Source organism: Mucilaginibacter sp. 22184, assembly GCF_052045695.1.
Lineage (GTDB): Bacteria > Bacteroidota > Bacteroidia > Sphingobacteriales > Sphingobacteriaceae > Mucilaginibacter.
The window spans coordinates 328,464-340,276 of the sequence record NZ_JBQEPI010000004.1 but is presented as its reverse complement, the minus strand read 5'-3'; the positions used below and the strand labels follow the sequence as shown (position 1 = coordinate 340,276).

At 42.1% G+C, this 11,813-nt stretch carries 8 protein-coding genes; 3 read left to right on the top strand and 5 right to left on the bottom strand.

What is annotated here, in order from left to right:
* Window positions 1-165: 165 nt before the first annotated feature.
* The 3 genes from ACTJKG_RS11335 to ACTJKG_RS11325 all read right to left on the bottom strand — a co-directional run bounded on the left by ACTJKG_RS11335 (window position 166) and on the right by ACTJKG_RS11325 (window position 4,759).
* Window positions 166-855 carry a sterol desaturase family protein gene (locus ACTJKG_RS11335; RefSeq protein ID WP_440739260.1) on the bottom strand — a complete coding sequence of 230 codons (690 nt, stop codon included), beginning with the start codon at window positions 853-855 and terminating at the stop codon, window positions 166-168.
* 154 nt (window positions 856-1,009) lie between these two features.
* Window positions 1,010-2,188, bottom strand: coding sequence for an AIR synthase related protein (locus tag ACTJKG_RS11330; RefSeq protein WP_440739259.1), 1,179 nt, complete (start codon window positions 2,186-2,188; stop codon window positions 1,010-1,012).
* Between the two features lie 396 nt (window positions 2,189-2,584).
* Window positions 2,585-4,759, bottom strand: coding sequence for a glutamine synthetase III family protein (locus ACTJKG_RS11325; RefSeq protein ID WP_172334748.1), 2,175 nt, complete (start codon window positions 4,757-4,759; stop codon window positions 2,585-2,587).
* Between the two features lie 816 nt (window positions 4,760-5,575).
* Between ACTJKG_RS11325 and ACTJKG_RS11320 the strand changes: the two genes are divergently transcribed.
* From ACTJKG_RS11320 to ACTJKG_RS11310, 3 genes are all read left to right on the top strand, one after another.
* Window positions 5,576-7,198, top strand: a complete 1,623-nt coding sequence (locus tag ACTJKG_RS11320; protein WP_172334747.1) for an ammonium transporter — start codon at window positions 5,576-5,578, stop codon at window positions 7,196-7,198.
* A 214-nt stretch (window positions 7,199-7,412) separates the two neighbouring features.
* Entirely contained in the window at window positions 7,413-8,450 is a 1,038-nt protein-coding gene (locus ACTJKG_RS11315; RefSeq protein ID WP_440739258.1) for a porin, read from the top strand.
* 366 nt (window positions 8,451-8,816) lie between these two features.
* The gene (locus tag ACTJKG_RS11310) at window positions 8,817-9,410 is read left to right on the top strand and encodes a DUF4468 domain-containing protein (RefSeq protein ID WP_172334745.1); all 594 of its coding nucleotides are present in this window, start codon (window positions 8,817-8,819) and stop codon (window positions 9,408-9,410) included.
* Between the two features lie 283 nt (window positions 9,411-9,693).
* Here the strand turns inward: ACTJKG_RS11310 and ACTJKG_RS11305 are convergent, their stop codons facing one another.
* Both ACTJKG_RS11305 and ACTJKG_RS11300 read right to left on the bottom strand, forming a co-directional pair.
* Window positions 9,694-11,001 (bottom strand): ammonium transporter, encoded by a 1,308-nt coding sequence (locus ACTJKG_RS11305; RefSeq protein ID WP_172334744.1) that lies wholly within the window; start codon window positions 10,999-11,001, stop codon window positions 9,694-9,696.
* Between the two features lie 347 nt (window positions 11,002-11,348).
* The gene (locus ACTJKG_RS11300) at window positions 11,349-11,705 is read right to left on the bottom strand and encodes a hypothetical protein (protein ID WP_172334743.1); all 357 of its coding nucleotides are present in this window, start codon (window positions 11,703-11,705) and stop codon (window positions 11,349-11,351) included.
* Window positions 11,706-11,813 lie beyond the last annotated feature (108 nt).

Genomic DNA, 11,813 nt, shown 5'->3' with positions numbered 1-11,813 from the left:
TTGTTTTATCCTTTATCCTTTATCCTTTATCCTTTATCCTTTATCCTTTATCCTTTATCCTTTATCCTTTATCCTTTATCCTTTATCCTTTATCCTTTATCCTTTATCCTTTATCCTTTATCCAAAAGCCCTTGCTCCTTGTTCCCCAAATCTTTGCTCCCAAAATCATCCCTTATAAGTTCTAAAAATCTTATCCCAGATATTGGTATAAAAACCAAAATTATGGTTGATATTTAAATGATGCTGGTGATGAAAAGATGATGTACCTAAATATTTAAAAGGCGCTATCCGCCGGATTCCTGCGGGTACAGGTTCTATGCCCAAATGCCCCATGATGCCAAAAAACACATTCACCACCAGGTAAATGAAAACAGCATAAATATTAAAGTTGAACAACAGGAGCAGGGCCAGCCATAAGCAGCCAAAGCCTACCGTTTCCAGCGGGTGCAATACAAACAGATCAATGGGGATGGGATCGGCATAATGGTGATGGAATTTGTGGATGGTTTTGTATAATATTGACCGATGTATGGCGTAATGAAACAAAAACATCGCCAGATCCATCAGCATAAAAAGAACTAAAAAATCAAAACCGATACGCCAGGATGTGGTATAGCTGAGCAGAATATAACCATGTGTCCATAACCAAAAGCCGGCGTAGGTTATAGCTGTATTAATTACGTTGGTTAAAATACAAATGAATACCTCCTTGCGGGAAGCAGGTTTGATAGGTTTGTGATTGAATTTGAGTATCAGCCAGCCAAACAACAATGCTAATACGGTCACCAACAGGTTCTCGGTCAAAAATATCACCCAAAGATTAAAAGTTGATTGTGCCGACAGGAACCTAAGCATAGGCGAGTTTTTTGGAATCAAGAACCAAGAAGTCAAGATACAAGAAAAACAATAATAGTTGTCAGCCTTTAAACGCGGCTATTGAAACAAGGTTTTTATATACAGATATTTTTCTGTCTTGATTCTTGACTCTTATTATCTTGCTTCTCGGCTTTTAATACTCAAACACCCCAAACTCAGATGTTACCGTCACCTTTTTGCTATCAGCCGCTTCAACGCGACCGATAACCTGCGCGTCGACACCAAAGCTTTTGGATATGGTTATGAGTTCTGCCGCTATTTCCTGGGGTACATAAAGCTCCATACGATGACCCATATTGAAAACTTTGTACATTTCCTGCCAGCTGGTTTTTGATTCCTCGTGGATGAGCTTAAATAGCGGTGGTACAGGGAAAAGATTATCCTTGATGATATGCAGGTTGTCAATAAAGTGCAGCACCTTGGTTTGCGCGCCGCCGCTGCAATGTACCATACCATGTATCCGGCCGCGATGTGCATCGAGCATTTTTTTGATGATAGGGGCGTAGGTGCGGGTAGCACTCAATACCAGTTTGCCAGCTGTTACCGATTGGTTGTTGCCTATATCAATTTTATCAGTCAGGTTTTTACTGCCGCTAAAGATCAATTCGTAAGGAATGGCCGCATCGTAACTTTCGGGATATTTATCGGCTATGGTTTTGTTAAATACATCATGACGGGCCGAGGTTAAACCGTTGGAGCCCATGCCGCCGTTATATTCTTTTTCATAACTGGCTTGTCCGTATGAGGCCAGGCCAACAATCACATCACCGGGTTGGATACGGTGGTTTGATATCACATCCTCGCGTTTCATGCGGCAGGTAACGGTGGAGTCGACAATGATGGTACGCACCAGGTCGCCCACATCAGCGGTTTCGCCGCCAGTGGAGTAGATGCCGATGCCAGCTTCACGCAACTCGCTCAGAATTTCTTCGGTACCGTTGATGATGGCCGCGATCACTTCGCCCGGTATCAAATTTTTGTTGCGGCCAATGGTTGATGACAGCAGGATATTATCCGTTGCGCCAACACAAAGCAGGTCGTCAAGGTTCATGATAATAGCATCCTGGGCAATACCGCGCCATACCGATATATCGCCGGTTTCTTTCCAGTAAGTATAAGCTAAGGATGATTTGGTGCCCGCACCATCTGCATGCATAATATTGCAATAATCCTCGTCGCCGGTTAATATATCGGGTACAATTTTGCAGAAAGCTTGTGGGAAAATACCCTTGTCGATATTTTTTATTGCATTGTGTACATCATCCTTGGAGGCAGATACGCCACGTTGATCATAACGTTGTGAAGAAACCATAGCGCAAAACTAATGATTTTGACACTAATTGTCACGAATTTATGCGAATTGCACGAATGCGATGAAACACGGATTGCGCGAATTGGGCCCGGTACCGACTCACCCCGCCTACGCTTCGCTAGGCGACCCTCTCTTCGCCTACTGCGGAAAGAGGGTGAAGGGAAAAATAGATCTGTCATGCTCAACGAAGTGAAGCATCTATTATTGAACTTTTCAATCTTAAAATAGATCCTTCGTTCCTCAGGATGACAAAAAACTCCCTCTTTACGCCGTAGGCGAAGAGAGGGATGTCGAGCGCAGCGATGACAGGGTGAGTCGTCGCCGCGTGCTGATCCAATGTACTTTAAACAAAAAGGAGCTGACCTAAGTCAACTCCTTCAAAAAATTAGTGTTTATTTACTTTATAAATAGCAGCTCCCTGAATTTTGGTAGTGGCCAAAGGGTGTCATCTATCAATTGCTCAAGTTTATCTACATGGTAGCGTATCGGCTGGAAGAACGTTTTAACCTTTTCGTCATAATCAATGGCACGTTGGCGTATATCTTCTATCACATTAGCTTTTTTGCGTTCATCAACCATTTGCTCCACGTTTGCTTTTATAAAGTTCACGTGTTCGGCTATTTTGGTGATAATGTCAAGTTGGGCGGCGTAGGTATCGGCGCTTAGGCCAAGATCTTTGAGGCCTTTTACGTTCTCGATCAATTTAGATTGATAGGCAATAGCCGATGGAATGATCACATTCAGTACCAGCTCGCCAATAACGCGCGCCTCTATCTGTAATTTCTTGTAGAAAGCATCCAGCAAGATCTCGTGACGGGCATGTGCTTCGCGAGGAGTAAATATGCCAGTTTCTGCAAAAAGGATATCTGTTTTTTCGGATAACATGGCATCCAGCGCTTTTGGCGTAGTTTTGATGTTTGATAAGCCTCTTTCTTCTGCTTCTTTTTCCCATGCATCGCTGTAGCCATTGCCCTCAAAGCGGATGTTTTTCGACTCTTTGATGTATTTTTTGATCACCATTAACAGGGCCACATCTTTTTTCTCGCCCTTTTTGATCAGCTTATCTACATCATACTTGAATTTTTTAAGCTGATCGGCCACAATCAGATTCAACACCGTCATCGGGCTGGCAGAGTTTGCTGATGACCCTACGGCGCGCAGCTCAAACTTATTACCGGTAAAGGCAAAAGGCGAGGTACGGTTACGGTCGGTATTATCGGGCAATATCTGTGGTATTTTAGGGATGCCCTGCCATAGCAAGTTATCTTCTTTGATCTTTTTGCTGATCCTCGAAGTTTCTATTTCGTCCAGCACATCATTCAGCTGGCTGCCCAGGAAAATAGAGATGATAGCCGGAGGGGCTTCATTAGCACCTAAGCGGTGATCATTATTTACCGAAGCGATAGACGCTCTTAACAAATCTGCATGCTCATAAACCGCTTTAATTGTATTTACAAAGAAGGTGAGGAACATGAGGTTGTTCTTAGGCGTTTTACCTGGCGACAACAGGTTTTTACCTGTATTGGTTATCAGTGACCAGTTATTGTGCTTACCTGAACCATTGATGCCGGCGTAAGGTTTTTCGTGCAACAACACTTTGAAATTGTGGCGACGGGCAACACGGTCCATCAGGTCCATTAATAATTGGTTGTGGTCAATGGCCAGGTTTATCTCTTCATAAATAGGGGCGCACTCAAACTGCGAAGGTGCAACCTCGTTGTGGCGGGTTTTTAAAGGTATACCTAGTAATAAGGCCTCGGCTTCCATATCCTGCATGTAAGCATACACGCGCTCCGGTATCGATCCAAAATAATGATCTTCCAATTGCTGGTTTTTGGCCGATATGTGACCGAACAGGGTACGGCCGGTTAAATACAGATCGGGACGCGCATTAAATAAGGCAATATCAACCAGGAAATATTCCTGCTCGATACCTAAGGACGCATTTACCTTTTCGATGCCTTTATCAAAATAGTGGCAAACATCTACAGCGGCTTTATCTAAAACGCTTAATGCTTTTAATAATGGTACTTTATAATCCAGGGCCTCGCCGGTGTAGGAGACAAAAACGGTAGGTATACATAAAGTGCGGGCCATCAAAAATGCAGGTGATGATGGATCCCAGGCGGTATAACCACGGGCCTCAAAGGTATTGCGGATGCCGCCGCTCGGAAAGCTTGAAGCATCTGGCTCTTGCTGCGCCAATGCATCACCGGAGAAACGCTCAATGGCGCCTCCATCGGCAGTTGGTTCAAAAAAAGCGTCGTGCTTTTCGGCGGTAGTGCCGGTAAGCGGTTGAAACCAGTGCGTATAATGCGTTGCTCCTTTACCCAACGCCCATGATTTCATAGCTGCGGCAATTTGCTCGGCCAGGTCGCGCGGGATTGGTTCACCTTTTTCGATAGAGTTAATGATTCCCTGATAGGCCTCTGTTGAAAGGTATTCCTTCATTTTCTTTTTATCGAAAACATTGGCACCAAAATAATCTGAAATTTTTGAAGAAGGTGGTTTCACTTCCGGGATGGTCCTGCCCAGGACGTCCTGTAGTGCTTTAAATCGGATGTTAGACATAAGATATACGGTTTAAATAAAGGTCAACTCTCAAAAATAGAACTATCCTTTAAAATATGTGCAAAATTTAGCGGAAATATGATATAAGTAAGTAAATGAATAGAAAAATCAATAAAAAAATAGGTTATGCCGAATTTATTTGGGCATACCTAAGGATATTCACCCTTGTCGGGTCAAAAATTTGCCTGTTGCGGCGGTGTATCTGTGAGTGAGATGCTGAATAAATTCGGCGTAACCTCCGCCTTTTAGCTTTCGCCCCCTTTTCGAGCTAATAAAAAACACATGAATTTTAAAAAGTGATTGCCCTGGTCAATAAAACTTAAATTCTGAATATTTCTAAGAAAAGCACTCATTTGGCGCCTTGAGTTGAGTTTAAATTTGAATTTTATGCTGTTTTTTCTTGTTTTTTGCTCTGAAATATTCAAAAAATCAAATTTTGTCTAAAAAATTCTTCATTTTTTTTGAATGTGTGAATTTAAATTGATTTGTAGATGAATAAAATTTCAAAATCATTAAAATTTACCTTAAATTTTAGTTTTGATTTACAATTTTCGTAAATATTGCATTTTTTAACGTTATTTTTTTGTTAAAAATTTGTTATTATTAAAATTACTGCATAATTTCAGAAAATAATTTACAGAAACATCATAATTATTGAGTTTTTTATAAAATTATCAATAATTAAATAGTTAAAAGGTAGTATTTGTGAGGTGGGATGATGGTTTTTGTAGATTTTTACCCTGCAATCAAGCTTAATTAAATAAACAATCAAACTAAATTAAACTTTTAAAAACAATCAAACTAAATTAAAGACAAATGAAAGTAAGTTCAACAAAACACAACCTCCTGAGTGCAGTCCGACAACTGTCACGTGAAAAATGGGCGCTGGGAGCTACCATTTTAACAGGAAAAATGATTGGGTTAGGGTTGGTATTGGTGGCCATGATGAGTTTACCTGGTATATTAGGTACATCTGCTCACGCTGCCGACACTTACACCGCTCACGAGACGGCACTGATCAATACTGTTAATACGGTATGGACACTGGTGGCCGCCTTTTTGGTTTTCGGTATGCAGGCTGGTTTTGTGATGCTTGAAGCTGGCTTTGCCCGTAAAAGAGAAACGGTTAACGTTTTAATGGAGTGTATTTTTGATACATGTCTTTGCGGGTTATTGTTTTACGCAATAGGTTATGCCTTTATGTTTGGTAACGGTAATGGCTTTATTGGCTGGGGTGGCTTAGGCGCCGACGGCAAAACCATTACTAACTGGTTCTTTTTACAAAATACGCCCGCTACTTATGGTTCAACCGGTATTCCGCTTTTGGCACACTGGATTTTCCAATATGCGTTTGCCGATACTTGTTCAACAATTGTTTCTGGTGCCATGATCGGTCGTACCAGTTTCCGTGGCGATATTTTATACAGTATAGGTATTACAGGTTTTATTTACCCAATAATTGGTCACTGGGCATGGGGGCCGGATGGTTTCCTGGCTACCATGGGAACTTCGGGGATTTTCGCTCACTTAACCGCTCAACCTTTCCGTGACTTTGCAGGTTCAACCGTGGTACATACTATAGGTGGTGTGGCCTCATTGGCTGGCGCTATGGTATTAGGCCCTCGGTTAGGCAGAATATTTGCACGTGACGATAAAGAAAAAGGAGGATTGCCTGCAGGTCATAACTTATTAGTTGCTGCCGTAGGTGGTTTTATATTATGGTTTGGCTGGTATGGTTTCAACCCTGGTTCAACCTTAAGCGCAATGGATATGCAGGGTATTGGCCGTGTTGCTGCTAATACTACCCTTGCTGCTTGCGCTGGTGGTTTTGCTGCTATGCTTGCCGCGCTTTGGTGGGGCCCAACAAAAGGCAAGTTCGATCTGGCCTTTACTATCAATGGATTTTTAGGCGGTTTGGTTGCTATTACCTGTCCATGCTACTGGGTAAGTCCGTTTGGCTCTATTTTATTAGGCGCGGTTGCCGGCTTCGTGATATTTGCTGGTGTTTACCTGATCGAGTGGTTCCGCATTGACGATCCGGTTGGCGCGGTTTCTGTTCACGGTCTGTGCGGTATCTGGGGTACTTTATCATTAGGCTTATTCGCTTCTGGTCAGTTTGGTGCCACGGGGCCAACAGGTGCCGATAACTCTGCTCCGGTTGCAGGTTTATTCTATGGTGGTGGTTTTGGTGTACTGAAGGCTCAATTCATCGGCAGCTTTGCTATTACAGCTTCGGTGTTTATAGTAACCTTTGCTATGATGTTTATCATCAATAAATTGCCAAATCCATGGAAACTGCGTATCGAAGAACATGGCGAAGCTGGCTTAGGCGGTATCGATGTGTTTGATCACGGTATCGAAGTTTACCCTGCCCAGGAAGAAGAGATCAGCTTAAGCGGTCTTTTTGACAAAGGGGTTAAGTCGACTACCGAAGTTTAAGACGACGAATAAATAATAACAAAAAGATTCCCGGTCGGGGTCTTGTAATACCTTGTGTGGTTGGTGTGTGGCTTTAATGCAATGGCATCGCCAACTGCACAGGGATTTTTTATGCCGACAATAAAAGGTCCTGTAAGGTAATAACTATTTGTATATCAATATTTTAAATCAAAAAATTAACAAACCCAATTTTATTAACAATTAAATCGTTATCATGAAAAAAACAGCTTTACTATTATGTTTATTTTCTATCGCGGCTTTCACGGTGAAAGCACAGGACACCACAAAAACAGCAGCGGCAGATCCACCCCTGACCATAACCGGATCTGTTGATGCATACTATAAATACGATTTTTCTAAACACGCCAATATACCAACCAGTTTCGCATCAGATCAGAATTCGGTTTCGATAGGTATGATTGACCTGGGTTTGAAGAAAAAGGTAGGCAAGGCTTCATTTGTAGGTGAATTGTCTTTCGGTCCGCGAAATGATCAGTCAATCCCTAACCCTAATTATCATATCCAAAACCTGTATGTTTCCTATGATGTTACCAGTCAGTTTAATTTAACAGCGGGTTATATGGCAACTTTTGTGGGTTATGAGGTAATTGCGCCAACGGGCAATTATAACTATTCAACTTCATACCTGTTCACCAATGGTCCGTTCCAAAACGCGGGTTTAAAAGCTACCTATGCTTTCTCTGATAAAGTGAGCTTAATGGCCGGTATATTTAATAACTACTGGAATGCCTATAACTCTTACAGGTCTGTAGGTGAAGGTGCTACAACCTCTGGTGATGTATCAACCTTTGGCGCGCAATTGATGGTTGCCCCGGTTAAAGGCTGGACTGCTTATCTGAACGTATTAACCGGGTCATACTCCGGAACAGAATTTGACCTGACAACAGCCTATCAGATAACCGATGCCTTTAAATTAGGCTTAAATGGTGCCACCTTCTCGGCTCCTCATGATGGTGGCGGTTTTGAAGGTGTTGCTCTTTACCCGCAGTATGCTGTTTCAAAAATAGTGAGCTTTGGTTTAAGGGGTGAGTATTTTAAAGTTAAAAAAGATGGCGGCGATGTAAAAGCGATCACCGTAACCTCAAATATTAAGGCCGGTCCGCTAACGCTGATACCGGAGGTGAGGTTTGATAAAAAGAGCGATAAATTCTACGCGCCTTTTGTTAACAGCAGCGGTGTAGCAACCAATAAAGCTTCGCAGTTTGTGTTAGCGGCGGTTTACGCGTTCTAAGAGGTGGTTCTAAATGTAGAGACGTATAATTACGTCTCTCGTTTACAGATTAAGGAGGTTAAACAATGCAAAGTGGCTTGTCCTGTGGGAGACGCAATTATGCGTCTCTACATAAAAGATGTTTTAACCCATTTCTAAGAAAAAATAAATAAATTCTTTTTATAAAAGCCGTTCCTATTACCGGAACGGCTTTTATCTTTGAGGATAAAGATTTTCGAACAAAGATTTTTGAGCAAAGAACAAGGATAGAAAAAAAATAGAATTCAGGTGGGTTAAAAGTCCTTACTCTTTGTTCCTTTTGTTCTTGCTCCAAAAGTCCTTGTTTCTTGCTCCAAAAAATCCTTGCTCAACTTAATAAAGTATAAAATGAAAAATATATTGATAGCGCTTGTTTGTGTGTTGTTTGTGAAAAGTGCTTCGGCTCAGACAGATTCGTTGGCTTTGGATGAAAATGATAAGTATATCTATTATCAAACGGTTGCCCAGGATGGCCTGAGCGCTGATACCTTGTATAACCGCGGGCTTTACTTTTTTAAGTCGGCCTATCCAAAAGGTAAGCTAAAGCAGTCGACTGCCGATAAGGCCCAGGGTGTACTGGTAGGTAGCAGTGGTTTCCTGGTATCAAAAAAATCATTCGTAACCACCCATGAAGATGGCGAAATAACCTACACCCTGAGGGTTGAGGTAAAGGATAATAAATACCGCTACTGGTTTACCGATTTTGTATATGTGCCTTATCAACGCAACCGCTATAATGTATATGAAGCTGTACCGGGTGTAACCATTCCCATGGAAAAAGCCAAAGATAAGCTGGACAAGCGCGATGTGGCGGAGTTTTTAAACCGAATGTTATTAAACAGTCGCAAAGTAGGAGCAGTGCTCAGGTCATACATGCTCAAAATATCAGCCCTGCCCAAAGAGCAAAAAAAGATCAATAAGATTTCAACCAAGGAGTGGTAGTTTGGTGAGTAGTGAGTAGTGAGTAGTGAGTAGTGAGTAGTGAGTAGTGAGTAGTGAGTAGTGAGTAGTGAGTAGTGAGAAATTGGTAAGCAAGTTAGTCAAATCCTGAAAACGGCGCAGCCCTCAACCGAGTTAATTCTTAAATTCTACTAATTCGGGTTCCGACAAAGAAATCACTAATTCACTAAATCAATAATTCAATAATTAAAAAAGCTGCATCTTTAAAAATGCAGCTTTAGTTTTTTCTTGTTGTTTGGTTTTGATTTTTATAGCGCTATGTAGCTTAAAGCTCTTCGTCGTGCTGGCTAATATCCAGGCCTGCAAGCTCTTCTTCTGGGCTAACACGTAAAGTGCTGATCATATCTGTGATCTTTAATAATAATAAGGAGCCAAAAAATGCGAAGGCAGAAACACCTATCAATGTAATGAGGTGAAGGAAAAACAAATGGGTTTCGCCATAATATAAGCCATTGCCGGTTGTGTTACCCGCGTTTACATTTTGATGCGCGAATACGCCGGTTAATAACATACCCACCATACCGCCTACGCCGTGACAAGGGAATACATCGAGCGTATCATCAATGCTGGTTGATGTTCTCCAGATCACAACCAGGTTGCTTACTACCGCGGCTACGATGCCGATGATGAGAGAGTGGGGGATGGTTACAAAGCCCGCTGCCGGTGTGATAGCTACCAGGCCTACTACCGCGCCTATACAAGCACCCATAACCCCTGGTTTTTTACCACGCAATATGTCAAAAAACATCCATGCCATAGCTGCAGCTGCTGATGCGGTGGTAGTAGTTGCCAAAGCAGTAGCTGCCAATGTGCCTGAGCCTAAAGCCGAACCTGCGTTAAAGCCGAACCAGCCGAACCATAATAAGCCGGTGCCTAATAACACATAGCTGATGCGTGCAGGCGCGTGTGCTTTATCGTTACGTTGTTTTAAATATAATGCCGAAGCCAATGCAGCCCAACCTGCCGACATGTGTACTACCGTACCGCCGGCAAAATCCAGTACGCCTTTGCCAAACAGAAAACCATCCGGGTGCCAGGTAGAGTGAGCCAGTGGGGCATATATAAATATCATGAACAGGCAAAGGAAAATCACATAGGAGTTAAAGCGGATACGCTCGGCAAAAGCACCAGTGATAAGCGCCGGTGTAATTACAGCGAATTTTAACTGGAACATGGCAAATAATACCAATGGAATAGTTGGCGCCAGTTTCCAGGTGGCATTACCCAGGGTGCCTTTCATCATAAAAAAGGTGCGGGGATCGCCGATGAAGCCGCCGATAGAATCGCCAAAGGCCAGGCTAAAGCCAAATATCACCCATATAACGGTGATAACACCCATACAAACAAAGCTTTGCAGCATGGTTGATAGTACGTTTTTTTTGCTCACCATGCCGCCATAAAAAAAGGCCAGGCCGGGTGTCATGATGAGTACAAGGGCGGTACTTACCAAAAGCCATGCGGTATCACCGCTGTCAATTTTACTGTCTTTGATGGTGGTAAGGGTAACTGATGGATATATAAGGGCAAGTACAATTACAAGGATAAGTACGCCAAAGGGTATGAATTTTTTCATGTTTCGGGTTTTAGGGTGTTTAGTAAGGTTTGATCAATACTGCCTGGCACCAATCAAAATACCAGGCAGTATTGGAGAGTCAGGATGTTAAGAGCCAGGAATCAGGACGAAAGAAAAACAGTGATGGGTTTGGTGTTGCCCTTGATCTGAGGAATAAATATTCAAACGAAGGGGTTAACGATCAACTGTTTTGTTTTTTTTGTCTCGATTCCTGATTCTTATCTCTTGATTCTTAAATAACTCCCGGCACCCAATCAAAAATGCCGGGCGGTATTAAAACTAAATTTTTAAAAACAATAAGATCCGGGGTGCTTAATCAGGGCACCGGGATAGCATTGTTCTTCCTGCTACCAAAAAGCGTGAAACGGAAAAAGGATGAGTTTGCGGAAGCGCGACAACTGACTTGTGCCACGGCCGCATGAAAAAGTGATGTATCTGATCCCGATGGAGAAAAAATTGGGATTATGACAAAAGCCCTGTAACGAATGCGCCCCGCGGTGTTGCTGCACATTAATAACCGGTAAGGGTACATTGTTAAGGCTGTATTCGTAGTTTGAGGGACGATGATTAAGATTTGTGGCTCTTAAAGAAGCCTTTTTTTCGTCCTGATGGTAAATGTGGTATGATCCTCCCCGTCCGGATGCTGAAAATCCGGAAAAAAGAAAAAAAAGTAAGGCAGTAAATTGATAAAGCCTGTTGATCATGTCTAAAAGTAGTAAAAAATTAAAATAAATACAGTTTTTTTATAAATAATTTAACTTTTTGTTTGTTTATATGATAAATATATAAGTAAATGACTTTTAAAATTGCAT

Excerpts from the sequence above, each read along its gene's own strand:
- ACTJKG_RS11300 (WP_172334743.1), bottom strand. The coding sequence starts at position 11,705 with ATGATCAACAGGCTTTATCAATTTACTGCCTTACTTTTTTTTCTTTTT.
- ACTJKG_RS11335 (WP_440739260.1), bottom strand. The coding sequence starts at position 855 with ATGCTTAGGTTCCTGTCGGCACAATCAACTTTTAATCTTTGGGTGATA.
- ACTJKG_RS11315 (WP_440739258.1), top strand. The coding sequence starts at position 7,413 with ATGAAAAAAACAGCTTTACTATTATGTTTATTTTCTATCGCGGCTTTC.
- ACTJKG_RS11305 (WP_172334744.1), bottom strand. The coding sequence starts at position 11,001 with ATGAAAAAATTCATACCCTTTGGCGTACTTATCCTTGTAATTGTACTT.
- ACTJKG_RS11320 (WP_172334747.1), top strand. The coding sequence starts at position 5,576 with ATGAAAGTAAGTTCAACAAAACACAACCTCCTGAGTGCAGTCCGACAA.
- ACTJKG_RS11330 (WP_440739259.1), bottom strand. The coding sequence starts at position 2,188 with ATGGTTTCTTCACAACGTTATGATCAACGTGGCGTATCTGCCTCCAAG.
- ACTJKG_RS11325 (WP_172334748.1), bottom strand. The coding sequence starts at position 4,759 with ATGTCTAACATCCGATTTAAAGCACTACAGGACGTCCTGGGCAGGACC.
- ACTJKG_RS11310 (WP_172334745.1), top strand. The coding sequence starts at position 8,817 with ATGAAAAATATATTGATAGCGCTTGTTTGTGTGTTGTTTGTGAAAAGT.